The organism is Burkholderia sp. 22088 (assembly GCF_052045915.1).
Taxonomy (GTDB): domain Bacteria; phylum Pseudomonadota; class Gammaproteobacteria; order Burkholderiales; family Burkholderiaceae; genus Burkholderia; species Burkholderia cepacia.
The window spans coordinates 79725-102728 of record NZ_JBQEPY010000021.1 but is presented as its reverse complement, the minus strand read 5'-3'; the positions used below and the strand labels follow the sequence as shown (position 1 = coordinate 102728).

At 59.9% G+C, this 23004-nt stretch carries 24 protein-coding genes and 1 tRNA gene; 5 read left to right on the top strand and 20 right to left on the bottom strand.

What is annotated here, in order from left to right; genetic code table 11:
- Positions 1-113 precede the first annotated feature (113 nt).
- The 3 genes from ACTJLD_RS33510 (at position 114) to ACTJLD_RS33500 (ending at position 2714) form a co-directional block, all read left to right on the top strand.
- Positions 114-1199: a sensor histidine kinase gene (locus tag ACTJLD_RS33510; protein WP_440660826.1), complete on the top strand. Its 1086-nt coding sequence runs from the start codon at positions 114-116 to the stop codon at positions 1197-1199.
- 1 nt (position 1200) lies between these two features.
- The gene (locus ACTJLD_RS33505; RefSeq protein WP_060082852.1) at positions 1201-1935 is read left to right on the top strand and encodes a LytR/AlgR family response regulator transcription factor; all 735 of its coding nucleotides are present in this window, start codon (positions 1201-1203) and stop codon (positions 1933-1935) included.
- A gap of 164 nt (positions 1936-2099) precedes the next feature.
- The gene (locus tag ACTJLD_RS33500) at positions 2100-2714 is read left to right on the top strand and encodes a hypothetical protein (RefSeq protein WP_124536112.1); all 615 of its coding nucleotides are present in this window, start codon (positions 2100-2102) and stop codon (positions 2712-2714) included.
- 121 nt (positions 2715-2835) lie between these two features.
- Here ACTJLD_RS33500 and ACTJLD_RS33495 read toward each other — a convergent pair whose 3' ends face one another.
- The 7 genes from ACTJLD_RS33495 to ACTJLD_RS33465 all read right to left on the bottom strand — a co-directional run bounded on the left by ACTJLD_RS33495 (position 2836) and on the right by ACTJLD_RS33465 (position 10419).
- Positions 2836-3093, bottom strand: coding sequence for a PAAR domain-containing protein (locus ACTJLD_RS33495; RefSeq protein WP_081076294.1), 258 nt, complete (start codon positions 3091-3093; stop codon positions 2836-2838).
- Positions 3094-3107: 14 nt separating this feature from the next.
- Positions 3108-4451, bottom strand: coding sequence for a virulence factor (locus ACTJLD_RS33490; RefSeq protein WP_440660823.1), 1344 nt, complete (start codon positions 4449-4451; stop codon positions 3108-3110).
- Positions 4452-5092: 641 nt separating this feature from the next.
- Entirely contained in the window at positions 5093-5281 is a 189-nt protein-coding gene (locus ACTJLD_RS33485) for a pyridoxal-phosphate dependent enzyme (RefSeq protein WP_060173904.1), read from the bottom strand.
- A 3-nt stretch (positions 5282-5284) separates the two neighbouring features.
- Entirely contained in the window at positions 5285-5485 is a 201-nt protein-coding gene (locus ACTJLD_RS33480; RefSeq protein WP_440660821.1) for a hypothetical protein, read from the bottom strand.
- Between the two features lie 472 nt (positions 5486-5957).
- Positions 5958-7004 carry a hypothetical protein gene (locus ACTJLD_RS33475; protein ID WP_157379556.1) on the bottom strand — a complete coding sequence of 349 codons (1047 nt, stop codon included), beginning with the start codon at positions 7002-7004 and terminating at the stop codon, positions 5958-5960.
- A gap of 1024 nt (positions 7005-8028) precedes the next feature.
- Positions 8029-8919, bottom strand: coding sequence for a DNA adenine methylase (locus ACTJLD_RS33470; RefSeq protein ID WP_059636803.1), 891 nt, complete (start codon positions 8917-8919; stop codon positions 8029-8031).
- 21 nt (positions 8920-8940) lie between these two features.
- A complete protein-coding gene (locus ACTJLD_RS33465) occupies positions 8941-10419 on the bottom strand; it encodes a hypothetical protein (protein WP_440660818.1) in 1479 nt (492 codons plus the stop codon).
- Positions 10420-10718: 299 nt separating this feature from the next.
- On the opposite strand from ACTJLD_RS33465, the gene ACTJLD_RS33460 reads away from it, so the two are divergent.
- The gene (locus ACTJLD_RS33460; RefSeq protein ID WP_440660816.1) at positions 10719-11447 is read left to right on the top strand and encodes a hypothetical protein; all 729 of its coding nucleotides are present in this window, start codon (positions 10719-10721) and stop codon (positions 11445-11447) included.
- A gap of 339 nt (positions 11448-11786) precedes the next feature.
- Here ACTJLD_RS33460 and ACTJLD_RS33455 read toward each other — a convergent pair whose 3' ends face one another.
- The 13 genes from ACTJLD_RS33455 to ACTJLD_RS33395 form a co-directional block, all read right to left on the bottom strand.
- Positions 11787-12242 carry a hypothetical protein gene (locus tag ACTJLD_RS33455; RefSeq protein WP_124885216.1) on the bottom strand — a complete coding sequence of 152 codons (456 nt, stop codon included), beginning with the start codon at positions 12240-12242 and terminating at the stop codon, positions 11787-11789.
- A gap of 2 nt (positions 12243-12244) precedes the next feature.
- Positions 12245-13384, bottom strand: a complete 1140-nt coding sequence (locus ACTJLD_RS33450; RefSeq protein WP_059636791.1) for a type IV secretion system protein — start codon at positions 13382-13384, stop codon at positions 12245-12247.
- Positions 13385-13394: 10 nt separating this feature from the next.
- Positions 13395-13691: an EexN family lipoprotein gene (locus ACTJLD_RS33445; RefSeq protein WP_232429263.1), complete on the bottom strand. Its 297-nt coding sequence runs from the start codon at positions 13689-13691 to the stop codon at positions 13395-13397.
- Between the two features lie 79 nt (positions 13692-13770).
- Complete coding sequence (locus ACTJLD_RS33440) at positions 13771-14001, bottom strand: hypothetical protein (protein ID WP_041489594.1); 231 nt, start codon at positions 13999-14001, stop codon at positions 13771-13773.
- Positions 13938-14672 (bottom strand): helix-turn-helix domain-containing protein, encoded by a 735-nt coding sequence (locus ACTJLD_RS33435; protein ID WP_080401592.1) that lies wholly within the window; start codon positions 14670-14672, stop codon positions 13938-13940. The genes ACTJLD_RS33440 and ACTJLD_RS33435 overlap by 64 nt, the downstream gene beginning before the upstream one ends.
- 624 nt (positions 14673-15296) lie before the next feature.
- A complete protein-coding gene (locus ACTJLD_RS33430) occupies positions 15297-16340 on the bottom strand; it encodes a tyrosine-type recombinase/integrase (RefSeq protein WP_440660813.1) in 1044 nt (347 codons plus the stop codon).
- A 97-nt stretch (positions 16341-16437) separates the two neighbouring features.
- Positions 16438-16513, bottom strand: a tRNA-Thr gene (locus ACTJLD_RS33425).
- Positions 16514-16531: 18 nt separating this feature from the next.
- On the bottom strand, positions 16532-17059 hold the full coding sequence (locus ACTJLD_RS33420) for a ClpXP protease specificity-enhancing factor (RefSeq protein ID WP_027788532.1): 528 nt from the start codon (positions 17057-17059) through the stop codon (positions 16532-16534).
- Positions 17060-17130: 71 nt separating this feature from the next.
- On the bottom strand, positions 17131-17742 hold the full coding sequence (locus ACTJLD_RS33415) for a glutathione S-transferase N-terminal domain-containing protein (protein WP_006400565.1): 612 nt from the start codon (positions 17740-17742) through the stop codon (positions 17131-17133).
- A 93-nt stretch (positions 17743-17835) separates the two neighbouring features.
- Complete coding sequence (locus ACTJLD_RS33410) at positions 17836-18594, bottom strand: cytochrome c1 (protein ID WP_440660811.1); 759 nt, start codon at positions 18592-18594, stop codon at positions 17836-17838.
- Between the two features lie 21 nt (positions 18595-18615).
- A complete protein-coding gene (locus ACTJLD_RS33405) occupies positions 18616-19998 on the bottom strand; it encodes a cytochrome b (protein ID WP_091924937.1) in 1383 nt (460 codons plus the stop codon).
- Positions 19995-20615: a ubiquinol-cytochrome c reductase iron-sulfur subunit gene (gene petA, locus ACTJLD_RS33400; RefSeq protein WP_011350741.1), complete on the bottom strand. Its 621-nt coding sequence runs from the start codon at positions 20613-20615 to the stop codon at positions 19995-19997. The genes ACTJLD_RS33405 and petA overlap by 4 nt, the downstream gene beginning before the upstream one ends.
- A gap of 218 nt (positions 20616-20833) precedes the next feature.
- Positions 20834-21580 carry a Nif3-like dinuclear metal center hexameric protein gene (locus ACTJLD_RS33395; RefSeq protein WP_027788534.1) on the bottom strand — a complete coding sequence of 249 codons (747 nt, stop codon included), beginning with the start codon at positions 21578-21580 and terminating at the stop codon, positions 20834-20836.
- A 21-nt stretch (positions 21581-21601) separates the two neighbouring features.
- On the opposite strand from ACTJLD_RS33395, the gene ACTJLD_RS33390 reads away from it, so the two are divergent.
- Positions 21602-22807, top strand: a complete 1206-nt coding sequence (locus ACTJLD_RS33390) for a Do family serine endopeptidase (RefSeq protein ID WP_200060218.1) — start codon at positions 21602-21604, stop codon at positions 22805-22807.
- Positions 22808-23004: the final 197 nt, after the last annotated feature.

The window sequence follows — 23004 nt, the reverse complement described above, 5'->3', positions numbered from 1 at the left end:
CCGACGCGCTTCGTCGAAGCCGCGCGCCGTTCGTCGCAACGCGCGCGTTATCGGCCCGTCCGGCAGTAAGGTCAGGCCATCGGCGCATCGCGCGCCCACCTTCACCCGACACCATGCGAGCCACGTCCGACCCGTCGCCGATTCCGCAGCCACCCGCCGGCGCCCCGCCGCGGCTGCTCCGCGACCCGTTCGCGCTGCTCGCCTTCGCGTGCTTCAACTCGGTCGTCGGTCTCGGTTTCTGGGCGATCCATTTCAACGAACCGCTGCTGCCCTACCTCGTCGTCGCCAACACGATCGGCTTCTGCGCGCTGCTGTTCAGCCACGCCGCCGACCGGCTGCTGCCGCGCAAGCCCGGGCTCGCGCTGAAGACCGTCGTGATTGCACCGGCCAGCGTGCTCATCGGTTTCGAGATATCGGCAGCGATCGTCCGCGGGAACGTGCCGCACGTGTTCGGGCGCGCCCGCCTCGGAACGTGGGACAACTACGGGCCGTCGTTGCTCATCTCGGCGATCCTGTTCGTGTGCGTATCGTTGTTCCTGCAATCGATGCGCATGCGTGCGACGCTCGAGACCGAGCGCCGCGAAGCCGCCGAAGCGCGCCAGGCCGAGACCGCCGCGCGCCTGGCACTGCTGCAGGCGCAGATCGAGCCGCACTTCCTGTTCAATACGCTCGCGAACGTGCAGAGCCTGATCGAGCGCGACCCGGCCCGCGCATCGACGATGCTCGACAGCCTGAACCGCTACCTGCGCGCGAGCCTGCGGCGCACGCGCGATGCGACGTCCACGCTCGGCGAGGAACTCGAACTCGTTGAAGCACTGCTGAAGATCGCATCGATCCGGCTCGGCGAGCGGCTTTCTTATACGATCGACGTGCCGGCGGACCTGCACGCGCTGCCGTTCTCGCCGCTGCTGCTGCAACCGCTCGTCGAGAATGCACTGCTGCACGGGATCGAGCCGTCCATCGACGGCGGCGTGATCGTGATTCGCGGCAGGATGCGTGGAGACAGGCTCGAACTCAACGTGATCGATACGGGCGTCGGCCTCGGCAAAAGCGACACGCGCCTGCATGGCGGCGTCGGGCTCGCCAACGTCGCAGCGCGCATCCGGACGCTGCACGGTGAGCGCGGCCGCGTCTGCATCGAAACGAACGCCGCCGCCGCGCATGGCGTCACCGCTACCCTGCTGATTCCGATCGACTGACATGCCGACCGCCCTCATCGCCGACGACGAACCGAACCTGTCCGCCTCGCTCGCGCAGCGGCTGGGGCAGCTCTGGCCCGAACTGGAAATCGTTGCGATGCCGCGCAACGGCATTGAAACGCTGGCCGCGCTGAATGCGTCGCCACGCCCGGACATCGCGTTTCTCGACATCAGGATGCCCGGCATCGACGGGTTGAAGCTCGCCGCGCTGGCGCCGGACGTGCATGTCGTGTTCGTCACGGCCTACGACGAATATGCGGTCGATGCGTTCGATCGCGCAGCCGTCGACTACCTGTTGAAGCCGGTGACGGACGAGCGGCTGCTGCGGTGTATCGCGAAGCTTCAGCGCGGCGGGCCGGCGCCTGCGCAGGCCGATGCGCTTGCGCAGGCGGCACAAGCAAGAGAAGCGGTGCCGATCCGCTGGCTGACGGTAGGCGTGAAGGATGCAACGCGGCTCGTATCGGTCGACGATGTGCTGTATTTCCAGGCGTCGGAGAAATACACGGAAGTCGTCACGGCCGGCGAACGGCTCGTGATTCGCACGCCGCTGAAGGAGCTGATGCAGCGGCTCGATCCGGAGCGGTTCGCGCAGGTGCATCGCGGCGTGATCGTTGCGTATGCAGCGATCGATCGCATCGAGCGCGACTTGCTCGGGAGATTGCGGATTCGCGTGCATGGGCAGCGGGAAATGCTGCCCGTCAGTCGTGCGTATGCGGGGTTGTTCAGGCAGATGTGAGGGGCGTCTGCTTGCGGCACGCTTAACAAGGTTACGTTCCGACAACGCGTGAACGACACGTTGTCAAACCGCACACCATCCAACACAATCGCGCGATCAGGTTGCACTCGGCTGTATTGCCCCAAGTCGACAAGACACCCTCCCCACTGGCCGGCGCTGAAACGATGAAAACACTGCGTGGATTGACGACATGCGTGGTTGCAACGCTCGTAAGCGGCTGCGTCGCCACGCCTGATCTCATCGGCGAAAACACCGCGGGCATCGCGCCGACAGAAGCGACCGCGATCCTGGTCGTCGTGGACGGCAAGGCATTCGACAGGCCCGAGTACGGCAGCGAAGGGCACGCGTATCTCGCCGGACTGGGTGAAGGCATCCAGGCTGCACTGGCCGGTGTGCCGACGAGAATCGTCGAGCTGGACGAGATGAAGTTCGTGAATCCGGTACCAGCGGCACTGCGGGCCATGAGGCCGAGTCATACGATCCGCCTGTTCACGGAGTCCGGGACCACGCGTAACGGCACGCCCATCAGCGCGACGTGGCAAATGGAGGTATCGAATGTGACGACAACCCTCGTCCCGGCGACCGGCGACAAGCCGGGCGGTACCCGCTACACGATCAAACCGATCTACAAGGCGCGCGCCGATGGGGAGACATGTCTCGATTCGGACAGCTTCGCGAAAAAGTGCGGTGCGGCGATGGGAAAGATGTTTGGCGATACGCTGCGCGCCGCGCATGTGGTGCAGATGAGTGCGGGGACGGCCGCTCAGCCGGCCAACTGAAGGGCCGCGCGGGAATGACGAAGGGCTGCGCCATGCATCGCGCAGCCCTTCGCTGGACAGCGTGGCGGGTAACCGGGCCGAACCCGCTGTCACCTCGACTCGGCCGTCCCGGTCGTTCGAATCACGAGCGCGCCGAAGTCGGCAACGATGAAATCAGAACGGCACCACATGAGGTCTTGTGACCTTCGAACGCCGCATGCGCCCCCTCGATATCGAACTGCCCGTCGCCCTCGACGACGACGCACGGCCCATGTAACGGGCACGTGCAGCGGTCACCGACACGTGCGGGCGCACGCCCCATGACATCGCTGTTCGACGCGCCCGTCTCGACATAACCGCCGTGACTGTGGACGTCGCCCACTCGAATGATTCCTCGCATGATCGGTTATCCGGTCAGTAGGAGTAGCCCTGCATGCCATAGCTGGTGTCGTGACGACGGCCCCACCACGGAAGGTACGCATTGTTCTCGCCACGCGCGCGGAACCAGTCCTTGTCCGCATCGATCGGCACGACTTTCGACGGTGGCAACACCACCACCGCTGTCGGGTGCTGCGCATCCGTCGTCCCCGCCACCAGCACCTTCTCGCCAAGATGATTCGCCCGGCCGATCGCCAGCACCACGTCCGTCAGCGCCGTACCCGCTCCCATCGGGCCCAGCAGCGCCGGCGTATTGAACGTCTGCTTGCTGAAGTTGTAGTCCGGCAACACTTCCGTCAGCGTCTGCGACAACGCGCCGATCCGCTCCGACGCCGCCTCGCCGCCCCGGCCCGCGTCATGCACCACGAAGTTCAGCGACGGCACCGGCACGCCCGCGTTGCGCGCCGCGCCGTCGATCGTGGCCTTCCACGCCTGCACCGTGCGCGTGGTGCCGGCCTTCGCCTCGTAGTCCTTGACGTTGCCCGTCGCCGCGCGGCCGATCCAGGCCAGCGGTTCGCGCTCCGTCTTGAAGTTCGGCCCGACGAGGAACAGCACCACCATGTTCTCGTTGATCTGCGCGTCCTTCGGCGGGAAGCTCGGGGCGTCCCAGTTCATCACCCACGCGCTCTTGTCCGGGTTCGCCTGCAGGTAATCCAGTGCGCGGTTCAGCGATGTGAATCCGGCGTTTGCGCCGCCTTGGTTGACGTGGACGTCGGGCGGGGTGTCACGGCTCCAGAGATCCTGGAAGTATTTGTTACCGATGTTGAACTCCCGGGTAATGCTCTCCTGCAAATAAGCCTGAGCCTCGCCAGCGTCCAGTCTATCCGGCACGGCAAACTCCACATGGATACCAGCCAGTTCACGCCAATCATCCTTATTTTTGGACTTGACCGTGTAGAAATACTTGGCGTTCATCACATAGCGATCGCCGAACAGGCCAAGAAGCTTACTGACGTATTTGTGGTAGAAGCCCTTGAACGTTTCCGTGCCTTGGTTACCGTATACGAGCGCCCCTATTGACTGGAGCTTCGAAAATTTCTGCGGCATCGTCCGAACCATATCGTCGTTCTTGTTCGGCTGAACAAGACCCATTGTCCAGAGAATCTGCCACTCCGTCGGATAGTCGCGTCGCTGCAATGGATTCAGCCACTCCAACCCGACAACTTGTGCGATGAACGGCTGAGCGTTTTCGCTCGTATCCAACGCAGCGGCATCTTTCTGAATCACAGTATCGGCCTGCACCGGCACCACCATCACGACGGCCAACACAACAAACGCCAGAAGCGCACCCAGGAACGATCCTGTAGACAATCGATTCACCCATTCCCCCGAACTCTATTCGTCACGAAACCCGCGTGCAGCAAAAACACTCGAGCTGCACATCATACCCATCGTGGCAATCAATCCACGGAACGGAGTCGAGATCAGCCGGAGTGTTACCCATCCGATCATTGGAAAAATCTCACCGATATCAAGCAAACAACTTGAAAGCAAGTATCAGGAACAGCCTTTACCCATAAACTCAATGCAAGTTGTCAGACACGTCGCAAGGAAATAAACCCTGGATATAACAAAGGACTAAGCGAATATCGCATAGCCCTTTGTTTCGAAACGTGGCGCCCGGGTATGACTATCGCCACTCGCGAAGCCGCCCCCTTCCGCGCACAATCAGCCGCTCCAGCGGTTCTTCGACAAATACTTCAATCCGGAATCGCGGACCACCACTGCAATCGTCCTGCCACGCATCTCGCCGGCCAGCAGCTGCAGCGCCGACACGACGTTCGTGCCTGACGAAAATCCGCCGAAGATCCCTTCCTTCTACTCAAGCTCGCGTGCGATCCGCAGCGGTTCGCCCCCCCTGCAACCGGCAGAAAACCGTCTGCGCGCATGTCGTTCAGAAACGGAAGATCGCTGATCGAATAGGCGCTACCCTGGATCGGATGCTCGGGTCGCGTGACGGGTTACCCCGCGATCGGCGCCGCCCCAACCGGCTCGACGGCATAACAGCGAACTGCAAAATTCCGTTCCTTGAGCGCCTTGCCGACACCGACACCGACAAAGCTACCGTCCGAACAGACAAAATCGACGAACCCGTCGATACGGCCATCGGTCGCCTCCCGGATTTCCGCCCCGGTCGTCCTGTAGTGCACGAGTCAGTTGCCGTCGCGATGAAACTGATCGGAGCGAAACGCACCGCGCTCGGCTTCGATACGCTGAGCTTCGCGGTCGATGAGTTCGAGATCGCCTTGCGACAGCTGTGCGGGAACGGAGTCCGCCAACTGATCGACCCGCATGACTTCCGCGCACAACGCGCACATCATCCTGGCGCGCTCCTCGGAGTTGACCTTCGACATCACCGCGACGAACGGTATGTTCTTGCTATGGAGATTTGCCGGACAGATCGGGCAATGCCGAAGCGATTGGCCGGGCTAACTGTCGCTGCACCGAACAAGCGACAACCCATGGGCCAGTAAAGTGAGCGCTGAAACGACGAAGGGCCGGGAGGAAAACCTCCCGGCCCTTCGTTCAATTTGGTGCCGGCTGCAGGACTCGAACCCGCCACCTGATGATTACAAATTTTCAATTAAATCAATAAGTTACTGATATTTAATGGAAAGTGACCGTAACACATCACATCACAAAGTACTTTGGATTCAGCAACTTAGCGTAATCGAACGAAAGCCGAAAAAACCTGTCCGCGTACCGACATTGTACCGAAATCGACTACCTAACGGCGGTACCCCAGCAGCCCATCGGCTCCCCGTAACCGAGCACTTCGAGCCCAGCCAACCGCTACACGACCGGTCCTACCGAGCAAGACATGGCTCACCTGATCGTATAGTCTTTAGCGACAACCCCGGCCGACGAGCCTGCATTGACCATCGCTGCGCGTACCCATACGACGCGCCCCTCAAGGCGACGAAGGTGGCCACGGCGAAGGTGCATCCGTGGAGATCCGTGAGTCCCCCCTGACGACGCGGCTTTCGGCGATCTCTCCGCTGAGACCTGTAGCACTTTATAGGTAAAAAATGGCGGCTTGCCCTTCGCTGCCCGTTTGGCATTGGCTGCCCGAGAAGGGGAAACATCAATCGTTTCGACATTGGCACAGTTCAACACGCTACAGGCTTGAACCGCCATCGTTACTTCGTCCGAGGCGTCGAGCTGGACTGTAGCAAGTGCCCTATCTACATCGCCGTCGGCACGGATAATCAATTCCTGGAACATCTCCGGCATCACGACAAAAGGTTCCGCACGGAACCTGTAGCCCTTCTCATGCTTACGCCCTACCGCACGAAGCGCATCCTCAGCGATTTGTGTTGCCGGCAGCGGCTGAAAACTCTCATCTACGCGGAATTCGCGAGGAATAAACGTGCCGCCCGCTCCAAATTGCCACAGACGCAATTTATCGACGTAGAAGACCGGGAGCACGAAAACCCCGCCTTCGGGGAAGGCCTGCCTGACTGCCTCTACGCCGGCGAATAGCTCGAATCGGATGTCCGGAAACGGCTGAAACTTTTCATCCAACTCCCAGCATAAGGCGATACGACGAGTCGACTTGCTTTGCTCGAAGCCGTTTAGCTCCGCCTCCCCCTCCCCATCTTTGATCCATGGAGCCTCGAAAGCGACCAGAGGATAGGGAAGACGAAGTAGCTCCAGGTGCGACTCCCTGAGGGAGAGTTCATTCACCAATTGAGCGCAATTCGGCAGCATAAATTTAACAGCGTGCTGCAACATCTCCACGACTACCATAGCGCGATGTGCGGTCTTTGGCATGACACGTGCGTTACGCATACCCTTTACCGCCTCGCGGAGATCATCAATCGCGTCAGAGCAATAATTTGTTGGTTGAATATCGGTCGTCTGTTCTGACATTTGTTCTTCCGGTAAAGGCTGACGGGGTTCCTCCGGCGCGCGCAATCGAACCTTGCGCGAAACTGCTGAAAGAATAAGCAGTGTATCAGGTGGTGATACGCTCTCGTTCCGTATCAGTACGTGATACGTGCTAGTTCTGTATCACCGGCTGACACGGAACGATGTTAACGAATGAGAACAATATCGCCGAGGCTGTTGATACCTCCTCGAACGGGCCCCGCTCGCAATGTGCCGAAACCGGCGAGCAACCCGCCTGAGCTAAAAGGAATCAGCGATGAACTCATGGGGCACCGTTCGCGATCCACTTCGGCTCACTGCCAGTCAGCGCAAAGACAAAAATCGGGAATTTTCTGTCTTTCAACCGACAGCGGTTGTCTTTCGAGGTCCGATTTTTGTCCCACAAATGTCCCGAAAACCGGAATCCGCTGCGGTATGCACTTTGACGACCCCGGCACCCCACTCGTTTCTCCAGGCCCGCAGAGCCTTGGTCTAAGCCGCTGACGGGGCAAGCCCCGCCACCGGCTAAGACCGGGATAAATCGCGCTCGGGCCGCCCTACGGCCGCCCCGACCGCTCAACCCGGCCCCTGTGAGGGCCACCGGCTGAAAAGCTCAGGGTCCACTGGGCCAAGTTTGTCCACAGAAAGAGGGCCCTAGGTTGGATGGGGCGGCGATTTGAAATCCGGCCCACGGTGCGGCTCCTGCGCATCACCTGAAGGGGGCAGTTACCTCTGCACCTTCAGCGGCTCACAGCGCCAATTTTCGGCGAGCGCGCACCGCAGCGCTGAATTAAGGGCTTTTTATCTCATTTGGGCAAGCCGCGCAGCGGCGCGTCAGCCCCGAAGGGCTCGCTCGTGGGGAGCCGGTGGGCGGGTGCGGTATCCCGGCCGGCGAGGCCGGGACTGTCCACGCCCCCGCGGTGTGGGCAGCGCAGCCGTCCACGGGCGGGCGCGGGTGGACCCGACTGCATTCAAAATTCTGGGCGTCGAAGCCTTCAAGAACTGAACTCCGCACTAGCATTGCGCATTATGCGGTCTCGTATGCCTCCCACGGCTGGTGATGTCGCGAATTCCGGCTCGTCATATCCGGCGGAACAAGCCCATCGGAGAAGTACACGAGCTCAGTGCCACGCCGTGCGTTTCCGTGGGCACTGTAATGGAAGTTCATTTCGGCTTGGGTATGACCGTCGTAACATTCTCGGATCAACGGGTGAGCGTCGTAGGAAACCATCCACGGCCGGCGCAGTTTCCGCGTTACCCATTGGGCCAGCTGGCGGTGATCTTCTTCGCTGTGATGGTTCAGATAGAGACCCGGCCCTTTTTCTACGTATGGAGGATCGAGGTAGACCAAAGATTTGCGCGGAAGGTCTGGTTGAAGGTCCTGTAAGAAATCTACCGCTTCCTTGTTGTAGATATGAATTCGAGACCGAAACTGCCCGATAGCGCGGATCCGCGCGACCAACTCATCACGGTTGTATCGGGCATCAAGCTTCCATTGACCCGTCTGGTTTTTACCACCAATTACCCCCGCGTCAAGTATCCCTGACCGATTGGTGCGGTTCAGGAAGAACGTGGCGAAGCCCAAATCAAACAGGTTCGCCTTCGCGCGATTCACCCAGACGGCGCGTTGTTCATGCCACGTGTCCATCGTACAAGGCGTATCGCTGATCTTGGCGCACAACGCGTCGGTACGTTTGGTCACGCTGTACCAGAAGGCGTACACAGCCCTGTCGAGGTCGTTGATGTGTATCGTGCTCACGGTGTAGCTCATCAACAACTCAAGGGCCAGACCAGCACCGCCGCAAAATGGCTCAACGTAGTGGGCATCGTACAGCCGGTTCTGGGCGATCAACCGCTCGAGGTAAGGGCGCAATCGAGCCTTGCCGCCGGGATAGCGAAGGGGGGTACAGTTTGCCATTGGTGGGTACAGCGTGTTTCGTTAGTTTGTCTTCGCTTCCTGCGAACGCGCGATTTCGGCTGCGTGGATCCGCTTCCAAAGCAGATCCATGCCGCCGCCGAGATTATTCCACGTCGATCGAAGATGGTCGGGGCTAAGATCGGTAACTTTACTGTGCGCAGTGGAACTCAGCTCCTCGTAAGCGTCGCGGAACTGGTCGAAGTTCTTTGCGATGTCGATCTTGTCGGACGTGTCAGTGGCGTGCTGGTTTCCCAAAAGATGCTTGGCGGCCGCGTCGATATTGGCCGATCGGTCTGTTGGCTTTCTACCAATGACGTCCCGAACATAAATTTCCGCCGTCAGCTCTTGCAGGCATCGCAGCAACAGCGCACACGCACACGGTGCGTCTTGAACCGACACCTTTTGTTTCAACTCCACAACGATTTCACGGCACTTGGGATTCGTCACGTTGCCAAGCTCATGCTTAGCCAACAGGAACTTTGAAGCACGCTTCTTTCGGATCACGGGGAGCGCGCTGACGACCGCCGGATTTGAACTGGGCGGAGGTGTTGAAGGCGTGACCGCTTGCGAGTTTGTGGCGGCAGCGCTTGGTTTCGGTGGCTGCGGCTTATTCGGTAGAGCGGTCACATTGCCGTTCGGTGCCGTCGGCTGGCTCTGCGAATTGGGCGTGGCCGGCGTCGATTGAGCATCAACCGCGGCTTCAACCTCATCGATGTACGGCAGCATCGTTTTCGCTTCCGCGAAATCGCCACGAGAAGTCACGCGTCCAGTTGCGACATCGTTGGCTACGCGCGCAAGCGCCTTCATAGCGCGTGACGCGTTTTCTCCCGCATTGAACGTACTCTTCCCTATACGACACCCAAACCGCCGCTGAAACTCCTCCGACGTCACGACGCGCTCAAAGCTCGTGATATTGAACGCACTACGATCCAGTTCGTTCATAACTGCGAGGCTGAGCTCGCGTGCGGTGTGCAGACTCTCCAGACATTGCCAGAGACCAGTATTGTCGAACCGGGCAATCTGCAACGCTGACCACGCGCTTCTCCCTGCGCCAAGGTTTTCGCCGGTATGGCGCAAGCGGATGAAGCGATTCGCTTGCTCGCGGCTGTCGAAAATGACGACGTCCACCTCAGTCGGCCAGCGATTCGGAAACTCACTTTGCAGGCGCTTGAAACGGCCCCGCAACGAATGGGAGAGTCCTACGGCCTCCCGTTCGATCAGACCTGGCTGCGAGAGGAGTCGAAGCGCTGCAAGGCGCCGATTTCCGTCGAGAACAACGAAACGATCCCTGGAATCTGTCGGAACCACGTACAGCCGGTCACCCGGATCGAGCATCCCCGCTTCGCAAATGTCTCGCGCTAGTTCATATACTTTCTCGCCGTCTCGCTCGACGGCGAGTAGGCTGCGCAAGGCATCGGTCTGGTTATCCTCGGCGTTCGTCCGCGGGTTCGCGATATCCAAGTCTAGCTGCGTGACGCTCAGTGTTTCTTTTGTGGCCATCTCTAGCTCTTCCCCCGTTTTTCTTTCAGTCGCCGCTGCGGCTCCCTCCTCGATGACGCATATTGTAATGGTTGGGCAACCGGTGTTTAGCGCATCTCGGCCGGACGCCGTTTCTGACGCTACCCTACTGCGTTGCGTTCGGTGGTGGCGGTCGGCGGGATCATTGTAGTGCCATCCGGCGACTTTCGTCTCGCGCGGAATCTCTTATAATTAGCCATGAACCTGGAATACCAAAAATTCCCGCAAAGCCTTATCCAGTAAGGCTTTGACTTGCTGCTGAATCAATTGCCGGAGAAGACATGAGCATGGTCGTAATCAAGGACCGTGCGGCGCTCATGCAGCGCCTCATGGATGCGGTCATTCAGGGCTATCACAGCTATACATCCGGCACCGTCAAGACAGAGCGTGTACACGCTCTCTGCGAAAAATTCTCCGAACGTTATCTGGTTGCGCTGAATCGCAACCAGCTTGCCTATCGACGTGCCAAAGGCCTCGGGAATGCGCGGCTGATACTCGCTGATCTAGGCGATCCAAATAGCCTGCACTGGTGGCTGCTGGTTACGGATGGGACCCACCCAGCTCGAGAAAGAGAGAAAGGCTCGCGAAAAACGCGCGAGGACCTGAAAGATGCGCTGAAACCCGGGGAGCGCATCCATGTCTCCGGTTACGAATTGCTGAAGATGGCGCACGCGAAGGCTGTCGGCGGCGGCGTTCGCTTGACGTGGCGCATGACGGATGAAACCAAACGGCAGTGGCGTTATCAGATCCGCGTTGCGGTTCGCGCCCGACACGCGGATGATGCAGTAGCCCGAGTTACGCGGCTGATGTACAAGGCTCCGCGCTTCGATTCCATCAAGGCCCAGGTCGATAAACTTGCGGATTTTCTACGTGCAGAGTGGGGCAGAACTGGGCACGATGTGCAGCTTCTGAGCATTCCTGCGGCGCTAAAACCCATTCCCCGTGTCGCAAGCGACGGGATACCAGTAGCCGAATGGATCGCCGCGCAGATGCCAGAACAAGCGGCCTGACGAAGGTGAAAAATGAACGCCGGAACGGTTTCCAACCTGATTTCCTGTGGCATCCTGATCGCGGGTCTCGCGTTCGCTTTCTGGTTCACGGTGGTGCTGCCAGATCGTGAAAGACGAGCTAAAAGGCGGTCGGGGGCAACCGAGAAATCGATCGAAAATGGAGGGAGTGACGCGTGAAGCTGGCGAGGCTTCGCATATCTCGGATAGGATTTTTTCGTCGCCAGAGACGTCCTTTCGGTACGTGAACGAACGACAGAGCGAAGAGTAACAGGCGTCGAAGACAGCTTGCGCTACCGCGCGATCAGAGACTAATCGCCGCCCGGAAGCGGCGTTGTGCAGTCAACGCATTAGCGATCGGACGACGTTTATCGGCCACAGCCAGACGTAGAAGAGGCGCAGCTGGAGCCGGCTATTCCAGTTCAGGCAGTAGAATTTCTCGTCCGGAATCACCTTCGCCCACCTGCAAAAGCCCATTCCAACGGCGACGTACAGGACGAAGTACACGACGAGATCGCTAGTTGGGAAGCGCGACAGCAGCCACATCACCGTGAGAGCGATCGCAATATTCACCAGCCTTATCGATAAGGCTTCTCGCGGCGACGTGTTCAAATTGGACTGGAACAGCCGCTTCTCCCGTTGCTCGCTTTCGACCCGAGTGACGTGGTCGGCGATGGTTTCTCCGCGCAATCTGCTCCCGATGAAGGGGACCACGAATCTAAAAATTACCGTCGCGGCCACAACAGCCATGCCTGCAATCACAACCGTTCGAAGTGCGTCATTCGATACCTCGATCATCGTTACGCCCCCCTGTTTTGTGAGCCTTGCGATCCTTGAGCGTAGCTGTATCCGCCTCCGCTAGACGAGTTGCCCCCGGCACTGCCGGTCCCGGAATTCGAGCCGCTACCCGTGCCCGCACTGCCTTGCGATCCTCTAGCGTAGCTGTATCCGCTACCACTCGACGAGTTGCCACCGGCGCTCCCGGCTCCGGAATTCGAGCCGCTGCCCGCCCCTGCGCTGCCGCCGTTGTTACCCCCGGACGGGCTCCCTCCGCCTCCGCCGGAAGCTGCGGAAAACGAGCTCGGCTGCGGCAGGAAACGATCGAAATTTGTCTTGACACCACTCGTCCATCGCGCCGCGAGGTCGGGCAAGACCTTCAACAAACCAAGTGCCATAACGGTGACAAGACCGGCCGTGATGATCGGGCCAATGATGGCCGCGTCCGGGTTCGGCTTGGCCGCGGCCGAGATGGCGCTGTCGTAGAAGTGCATGAAAACACCGAAGCTCATCGCCGTTATCGCTATGAGGATGACGTAGTTCAAGACCGAACCGAGCCAGTTCCCGAAGAGATTGGCGAGCGGCGGGGCCAGCAACATGAAGATGAAGAATGGGCCGAAGCAAACTGAAAGCGCGAGCAGGAACTTCGCAATCAGAATCGAGACAGCGCCCACGCCGCAGATCAGTAGAGTGGAAAGCACGAGCACAATGCCGAGAATGAAAGCCCCAATCCCGGTGCTCGTCAGTAGGCTCGAATTCGCGAAAACCGTCCGCATGACGGTCAGACTGTGGTCGATCGCGCCATCGATCAGGCTTGCTATGGCGCTGTTACTCGCACCCAGGCTCCCGTGTATCAGCAGCTTGGACGCCAGTTCATCGGGCAAGTGGATGGCTGTACTGGCCAGCGTTGTTTCATACAGGCCTCCGGCGCCGGCGATCCCCACAATCGCGTAATACTTGAGGAACTTCTCCACGAGGTGCGTGAGCGGTACGCCGCTCGGCCGCAGCATTGTCGCCACGCCATCTATGACGAGCATAATGGTCAGGCCAAGCGCCGCGAGCGGCGTGACCCATGCAATCATCCGGCTAACGTTTTCGGCGACGATCTGGAGCGTCACAGCATCCATGTAGTCGAATATCTGTGTTACCGCATCGAAGGCCATGGTTCGCTCCTTATTTCTCGCGGGCCGCTTTAAGCGCCGCTTCCTTGCCGTAGAAAGCAACCATCGCGTTTGCTTCTTTTGCGTTCAGGCAGTCTGAGCCTTGCCGCAGGTATTGGGCAGGATCGTTCTCGCATACCTTGAATCTGCTGGCTCGCTCCGCGTCATGCTCGATATACCAAGCCTTGGTGTGATATTCCTGCCCACAGGCGGCCAAAACACAGGCAACCAGGACGTAGAGGCATTTCTTCATATTCACATCCTCCGTGTAACGTTTTAACGTCGTGATGTTGTAGCGTTGTGACGTCATAACTTCATAACTTCACGTCGTAACGTTAGTAGTTCTACTTAAATCTTCTCTGGCTCGAGATTTTTTCCCTGACCTGCTTCTAGCGCAGATTAACCATGCAGGTCTTCACGCCGTCTTTCAGCGAATGGGACAGCAGATCAAGCATCGTGAAATACGCCTCTTGATCGCTCGGATCGACGAAACTGCTCAAGTTGATGAGAAGCTGGAATGCTTCCTGTGTCCTGGAGATGTTGTGCAGCAAGCCTCTCAGACGAGCGACGTTAGCCGCTTCGTGTTGCTGTGAGTTGCAGGTACACTCAGTTCTAGCCATGATTCACCTCGTGGAAGGTGGGTTGTGGTCAGGCCCGTCTTGGTGTTGGTGCACCTTGGCGGGCCGCTTGCTGCGTTGTCCGGGCCTCGCATTGCATTCGCTCCTATCTCCGCTACGCGTGCGGCTAGCGGCGAAAGCGGCTTGTCAGATGGTGGCCCGGCTGCCTGAGGAGTAACGGCAACAGGGATGGCCGCATGTAACTCTCCGGTCTTCGAGTCCCACGTAAGTCCCGCGCCGGGAACGACTTCGACACGAGCGAATGCGTCCGGATCGTGCTCGCCGGTTTCCAATGCGGCTTTGATCCGTGCGATCCATTTCGACAGGCTCCTAGGTACGTAGTCGATGACGATCGAACAGCACTTTCCCTGTTCCGACGTCACATCCAAGCGCTCACGCGCTAGGTAGCATTGCACCCGTCCCTTCTTTCCTACTTTCTTCAGCAAATGAGCCGCTTCGAGCCGCATCAAGGCTTTTTGAACAGTGGCAGATGCCAGCTTCGTTAGATCCATAAGGCGACGAATACTCGGATACCCCACTCCGGTATTGAAATCGGCATGCCATTTGATTGCCAGCCACACGTTTATCGCATCCGACCCAAGCTCCCGAGCGAGACCTGACGTGTATAACTCTCGCTGGACGGTGATGAAGGTAGTATCAACGTGCCCGTGCATACTTATTCCGCGAACAAGTGCGCAACTGCAGCCGTTTTGAACAAGACACGCCGACCGATCTTGATCCGTGCTGGTAGCAACTTGCGAGACACATCGTTATCTCGCGTGAGAGTCACCCGAAGTCCCTCAGGGCTGCGATGCAATAACTCCGCCACCTGAGGAAGAGTCAGCAATGCTCCGTAACGCTCGATGATGTTTTCTTCCGTTGAAGTCACCTGAATAACTCCTTGCTCTTATGCGCAACGGAAGATTACGGTTAATCAAAACAAACAACAAGCTCCAACCAACATCAACACCAAACACACCATAACTTTATAAAGTTATAACTTCAAATCGATACAAAATAAATACATAACAATCAATGATTTATAAAAATCACGGCGCCGAGATTTATCGCCAATTAATTTGTATCTTTTTGTAAATACAAAATCGCAAAGTTATAACTTTATAAATCAACAAAGTTATAGCGCCTTGATACTACAGCGCCACAACATCGCTCGCCGAATAGGAACAAAGGAACGTGTGCATATAATCGGAATTTAGAAAGAGAGCGTGTACACGCTCTCGATAACATCGATCGCGGCTCTCCACGCGATGGCCGTCCAAACCACGCCGGCGGCTGAATCAGGCGCGTCGAAGAGTGTCGAGCTTCTGCACCAAATCTTCAGCTCGTAGGTGCGTGTAACGCTTGAGCATTTGCATCGACTTATGGCCGCTGATCGAGGCCACCTCCTGATCACTCAACCCCGCCTCAACAAGCCGACTGACTGCCTCATGTCGCAGATCGTGGAAATGCAGATCGACCATCCCGAGGTCGCGAACGATGCCGGCCCAGAGCTTCTGGAACACATACGGCTTACGCTTTCCGTCTCGCCCTGGCTCGCCGAAGAACACGAGATCGGTGTCAATGGGCCGTATCGGATTGTCCAGGGCTGCGCGGAGGACTTCGGCTGCCTCACGCGTCAGCGGCACCACACGACTGGAACCGTTCTTTGTATCCCTGAGGGTCACGACTCGCCGATCCAAATCTACTTGCGAGCGACACAAGCCCGTGATCTCGGACGATCGCATGCCGGTTTCGACGGCAAGTCGCACGATCCAGCCGAGCATCGGATTGCAATGGGCGTCGGCGGCCGCGAAGAGACGTTGGTGTTCATCACGACTCAATCGCCGGTCCCGGCCGGCACCGGGACTCGGCTTGCGAACGTTGGCGACGGGATTGAAAGTCAGGCCAATTCCCCACTCCTGAATCGCCATCCGGAAGAGATGCCCGAGCATCGCAAGCTCGAGGCGAACCGTGTTGTTTGACTTGCCGGCCGCGAGGCGTTCGTCGCGATACTTGGCAACGAGCTCGGCACTAACGGCCGCCATCGAATACTTCCCGAAGAACGCCTCCAGGTGCTTCGCAGAAAAGCTCTCGCTGCGCTGCGTGGTCGCCTTCTTGGTAACCGACACCTCTTCCATATACCGCTTCAGCGCGACTGACACCGTGAGTTTTTCGGAGGGAGCACGCGACAGATAGACACCCCGAACCATCTCATCTTCGGTCCGGCGCCCCCAATCCTCGGCGTCACGTTTGGTGCGGAAGGTCTTGGCCGTGGTCGGCCAGCCGATCTTGCGGATGACTGCCTTCCACGTGCCGGAAGGCGTCTTGACGATGGTTGCCATGTACCTGTTCTGAGAGCTGGTTGTACCGAAAATGTACTTTTCAGCGCCCAGAAAGCACAAGGGGTTACGTGAAATTCACGTAACCCCTTGATTCTATTGGTGCCGGCTGCAGGACTCGAACCCGCCACCTGATGATTACAAATCAACTGCTCTACCAGATGAGCTAAGCCGGCGTAGCGCGAGATTCTACCTCATTTCACGATCTTGAGGCGAGGTCTGTTGCCACCTTTCGAACCGTCGCCATCGCCGTCGGTTTTCGGCGGTTCGTCGGCGCCTTCGGAGGGTTCCTCGTTCGCGCCGCGGTCGGCAACCGGCGTCAACGCAGCAGGCGACTCGTCGCGCTGCGCGTCATCCGCCTGCGCGGCTTCTTCGTCGAACGCGCCCGAATCCTCGCCTTCGCCCGCAACCGCATCGACCTGGAACGCCATCCCCTGCCCGTTCTCGCGCGCATAGATCGCGAGCACGTTGGCAACCGGAATCTCGATCTTGTGCGCCTTCCCGGAGAACCGGGCCGTGAACTCGATCCACTCGTTGCCCATCTGCAACTGGCTCGTCGCCTCGAAGCTGATGTTGAGCACGATCTCGCCGTCACGCACGAACTGACGCGGCACGCGCGTCGAGTTGTCGACCCTCACCGCGATATGCGGTGTGTAACCGTTATCGGTGCACCACTCGTACAGCGCGCGCAGCAGATAAGGCTTCGTTGAAATCTCTTGCATCACAATCCTCGAACCCGGAGCGGGCGCGCGGCACGCCGCGCCGCCCTCCCCGTCTTGCCTTCATTGCATCATCAACGACGCATGACCTTTTCGGACGGCGTCAGTGCTTCGATATAGGCCGGACGGCTGAAGATCCGCTCGGCGTACTTCATCAGCGGCGCGGCGTTCTTCGACAGCTCGATGCCGTAGTGATCCAGACGCCACAGCAGCGGCGCGATCGCGACGTCGAGCATCGAGAATTCCTCGCCGAGCATGTACTTGTTCTTCACGAAGATCGGCGCGAGCTGCGTCAGGCGATCGCGAATCGCGAGGCGTGCCTTCTCGTGATTCTTCTCCGCTGCCTTGCCCTTCTCGTTCTCGAGCGTGCTGACGTGGACGAACAGTTCCTTCTCGAAGTTGAGCAGGAACAGGCGTGCACGTGCGCGCTGCACGGGGTCGGCCGGCATCAGTTGCGGGTGCGGGAAGCGCTCGTCGATGTACTCGTTGATGATGTTCGATTCGTACAGGATCAGGTCGCGTTCGACCAGGATCGGCACCTGACCGTACGGGTTCATCACCGAAATGTCTTCCGGCTTGTTGAACAGGTCGACGTCACGGATTTCGAAGTCCATGCCCTTCTCGAACAGCACCAGCCGGCAACGCTGGGAGAACGGGCAAGTTGTGCCGGAATACAGAACCATCATGTTTGCGTTTCCTCAAAAAAGCCGAGGGCCGGCACGCGGCGAACCTCCTTCCGGGGTTCCACCTTGCGCCGGCCCCACGCCGGTCAGGCGTGATTACTTGATATCTTTCCAGTACGCGGCATTGAGCCGCCAGGCCAGGAAAGTCAGGACACCGAGAAAGATCAGCACCCATACGCCGAGGCGTTTGCGGGTCTGCTGAGCCGGCTCGGACATCCAGGTCATGTACGCCACCAGGTCGGCAACCGCAGCATCATAATCCACCGCGGACAGTGTCCCCGGCGTGACCTGCTGGAAGCCGACGAGCGTATGGACCTTCTCGCCCGTCTCCTCGTCCGTCTTGTCTTCGAATTTGGCAGTGCGCTGCCCCTGCAGCTGCCACAGTACATGGGGCATGCCGACGTTCTCGAACACCGCGTTGTTCCAGCCGGTCGGCCGCGTATCGTCGCGGTAGAAGCTGCGCAGATACGTATACAGCCAGTCGCGGCCGCGCGCGCGCTCCTCGACCGACAGGTCGGGCGGCGAGGTGCCGAGCCAGTTCTTCGCGTCGTCAGGCCGCATCGCGACGGACATCGTGTTGCCGACCTTGTCGGTCGTGAACAGGAGATTCTTTTCGATCTCCTTCTGGGATATGCCCAGATCCGTCAGACGGTTGTAGCGCATCAGGTTCGCGCTGTGGCAGTTCAGGCAATAGTTTACAAACAATTGCGCGCCGTGCTGAAGCGAAACGAGATTTTCCGTGTTATCGGGCGCCCGGTCGAGCGGAAAATTACCTTCCGCCCGCACCGCCGGCGCCACCAGCAGCGCACACGCGGTCGCCCCGATCAGCGCGAGTGTCGAAAGCAGTTTCTTCATGTCGTTCTCTCCTCGCTCACGTTAATGGGGCTTGAAGCGCACCCGCTCCGGCGGCTGCTTGAACGTGCCAAGCGGCGTCCAGACGGGCATGCCGAGGAAGAACGCGAAGTAGATCAGCGCGCAACACTGCGCGATCAGCGTGGCCGCCGGCGATGGTGGCCGCGTGCCGAGGAACGCGAGGGTCAGGAACGCCGCGACGAAGATCCCGAGGAACACCTTGTGGAACAGCGGCCGGTAGCGGATCGACTTCACCGGGCTGCGGTCGAGCCACGGCAGGAAGAACAGCGTGATCACCGCCGAACCCATCACGACGACGCCCCAGAACTTCGACTCCGTCAGGTACATGAAGACGACGATCGCAGCGGCCAGCACCGGCAACCCGGCCTTCCACTTGCCGCGCGCGCGGATCAGCGCGAGCACGCCGAGCAGCGCGATGACGATCATCAGGACGATCTTGAACGGGTCGGTGGTCGCGCGCAGCATCGCATAGAACGCGGTGAAGTACCAGACCGGCGCGATCTCGGGCGGCGTCTGCAACGGGTTCGCCGGGACGAAGTTGTTCGCCTCGAGGAAGTAGCCGCCCATCTCCGGCGAGAAGAACACGATCAGTGCGAAGACCATCAGGAACACGCACACGCCGAGGAAATCGTGCACCGAGTAGTACGGGTGGAACGGGATGCCGTCGAGCGGAACGCCGTTCTCGTCCTTCTTCGCCTTGATCTCGATGCCGTCCGGGTTGTTCGACCCCACTTCGTGCAGCGCGACGAGGTGCGCGATCACGAGGCCGACCAGCACGAGCGGAATCGCGATCACGTGGAACGCGAAGAAGCGGTTCAGCGTGACGTCCGACACGACGTAGTCGCCGCGAATCCACAGCGACAGGTCGGGGCCGACGAACGGGATCGCCGAGAACAGGTTCACGATCACCTGCGCGCCCCAGAACGACATCTGGCCCCACGGCAGCAGGTAACCGAAGAACGCCTCGGCCATCAGGCACAGGAAGATCGCACAGCCGAAGATCCACACGAGCTCGCGCGGCTTGCGGTACGACCCGTAAAGCAGCCCGCGAAACATGTGCAGGTAGACGACCACGAAGAACATCGACGCGCCCGTGGAGTGCATGTAGCGGATCAGCCAGCCCCACGGCACCTCGCGCATGATGTACTCGACCGACGCAAACGCGAGCGTCGAGTCGGGCTTGTAGTTCATCGTCAGGAAGATGCCGGTGACGATCTGGTTGACGAGCACCAGCAGCGCGAGGGAGCCGAAGAAGTACCAGAAGTTGAAGTTCTTCGGCGCGTAGTACTCGGAAACGTGCTTTTTCCAGGTGGACGTGAGCGGGAAGCGCTGATCGATCCAGCCGGTGAGACCTGTCGTGGAGACTTCCTTGTTGTCGGCCATCACGCTTCTCCTTTCTCGTCCTTGCCGATCACGAGGGTCGTCGCCGACGTGAACATGTAGGGCGGGATGTCGAGATTCTGAGGCGCCGGCTTGTTCTTGAACACACGGCCGGCGAGGTCGTAGGTCGAACCGTGGCACGGGCAGAGGAAACCGCCCGGCCAGTCGTCCGGCAGGTTCGGCTGCGGACCCGGCGTGAAGCGCTGGCTTGGCGTGCAGCCGAGGTGCGTACACACGGCCATCACGACGAGAATGTTCTTGCGATCGGCCCGCGAGCGATATTCGTTCGCACAATACGCGGGCAACGGCATCGTATAGGGCTTTTCGGTGGTCGGATCGGCCACTTCCTTGTCGGCCTTGACCACGTCGGCAAGCATCGCGTCGGTGCGGTTCAGGATCCACACCGGCTTGCCGCGCCACGGCACGGTCACCATTTCACCGGGCTTCAGCCCGCTGATGTCGACTTCGACCGGTGCTCCGGCCGCTTTCGCTTTCGCGGACGGCGCAAGCGACGCCGCGAAAGGTATGACGGTGGCGACGCCTCCTACGCCACCTGCTACGGATGTCGCAATCAGCCAGGTACGGCGGCCGCTGTCGACGCGTTTCTCTTCCTTGTCTCGCATCACACGCCCCACTTCTGAGTTGGATTTTCCGTCACGACTTTCCATTCCGCCGCTAGTTTGCTCGAATGGAGTCGCCATTTACAAGGCCCGGAGACGAAAATCCCTTCGAAGTGATTGATAGTTAAGGGTTTCCCCCCACTATCGGAGCGATTAAATCATTTCACTATTAAGCATCCGCTACATTGAGAAATTTCGATGCGCTGCCGCAATTCCGGCACTCAGACCGGGTTATGGATATCGATAAAAAGGTGTTCGATACCGAATTCTTCGGACAAGTGAGCGCCGAGTGCCTGGATTCCATAGCGTTCGGTCGCATGGTGCCCTGCCGCAACGAACGCGACGCCGCTCTCCGCGGCCGTGTGCGTCACGTATTCGGACACCTCGCCTGTCAGGAACACGTCCGCGCCGGCATCGATCGCCGCGTCGAAATAGCTCTGCGCGGCGCCCGTGCACCACGCGATGCGCCGCAGCTGCATGTCCGGATCGCCGAGCACGAGCGGAGTGCGGCCGAGCGTGCGCTCGACCTTCGCGACGAAGTGCTCGAGCGAGACGGGCATCGGCAGCGTGGCCATCCAGCCGAGGTCGCCTTCGCCGAAACGCTGCTCGCCGATCAGCCCGAGCCGCTCGCCGAGCTGCGCGTTGTTGCCGAATTCGGGATGCGCGTCGAGCGGCAGGTGGAACGCGAACAGGTTCAGGTCGTTCGCGAGCAGCAGCTTCAGGCGCTGATACTTGCGGCCCGTGATCTGCGGCGGCTCGTTGCGCCAGAAATAGCCGTGATGGACGAGCACGGCATCCGCCCCCCATTCGAGCGCGGCTTCAAGAAACGCGACCGACGCCGTCACGCCGGTGGCGATCTTCTCGATCTTGCGACGCCCCTCGACCTGCAGGCCGTTCGGGCAATAGTCCTTGAAGCGCGCGGTTTCAAGGGTATTGTTCAAGTACAATTCAAGTTCGATCCGATCCATATAAACCTCTAATCCATTCAGATGCTTAGACGCTTCTGGCTGTTCTTCGCGCAGGCGGTTACCGTGCTGCTCGCGCTGATGTTCATCGTCGTGACGCTCAAGCCGCAATGGCTGCAACGGCAAGGACAGCTCGGCAAGCAGCTCGCCACGCCGATCGTTGCGCTGCGGGAAGTCGCGCCGGGCATCGGCGGCGCGCCGGCGACCACGTCGTACGCGGAAGCCGCGCAGAAGGCGATGCCGGCCGTCGTCAACGTCTTCTCCAGCAAGGACGGCTCGCTGCCGCCCGATCCGCGCGCGAAAGATCCGCTGTTCCGCTACTTCTTCGGCGACCGCAACGCCCGCAAGCAGCAGGACGAACCGGCCGCCAACCTCGGCTCGGGCGTTATCGTGAGCCCGGAAGGTTACATTCTAACGAACCAGCACGTCGTGGACGGCGCCGACCAGATCGAGGTCGCGCTCGCCGACGGGCGCACGGCCACCGCGAAGGTGATCGGCAGCGATCCCGAAACGGACCTCGCCGTGCTGAAGATCAACATGACGAACCTGCCGACGATCACGCTCGGCCGCTCCGACCAGTCGCGGGTCGGCGACGTCGTCCTCGCGATCGGCAACCCGTTCGGCGTCGGCCAGACGGTCACGATGGGGATCATCAGCGCATTGGGCCGCAACCACCTCGGCATCAATACGTTCGAGAACTTCATCCAGACCGACGCGCCGATCAACCCCGGCAACTCGGGCGGCGCACTGGTCGACGTGAACGGCAACCTGCTCGGCATCAACACCGCGATCTACTCGCGCTCGGGCGGCTCGCTCGGCATCGGTTTCGCGATTCCCGTGTCGACCGCGCGCACGGTGCTCGAAAGCATCATCACGACGGGCTCGGTCACGCGCGGCTGGATCGGCGTCGAGCCGCAGGACGTCACGCCGGAGATCGCCGAATCGTTCGGGCTTCAGCAGAAATCGGGCGCGATCGTCGCCGGCGTGCTGCAGGGCGGCCCGGCCGACAAGGCCGGCATCAAGCCGGGCGATATCCTGGTCTCGGTCAACGGCGAGGACATCACCGACACGACGAAGCTGTTGAACACGGTCGCGCAGATCAAGCCGGGCACGCCGACCAAGGTGCACGTCGTACGCAAGGGCAAGGAGTTCGACATGAGCGTCGTGATCGGCAAGCGCCCGCCGCCGCCGAAGCAGACGCTCGACGAGCAGGACAGCGATACCGAATGACGTCGGGCGGGCGGCGCGCAGCCGCGTGCCGAACTCCACCGGAAACGAAAAAGGGCAGCCGCATGGCTGCCCTTTTGCTTTGCATCGAAAGACCTTCTTTGCCGGGACGCTGGCCTCGCCGCACGGTTCCGGCCGGCCACGCCACCCGGCCGCTCAGGCCTGGCCGGAAGCCCGCCTGCCGTGCATCGCCCGGCGCG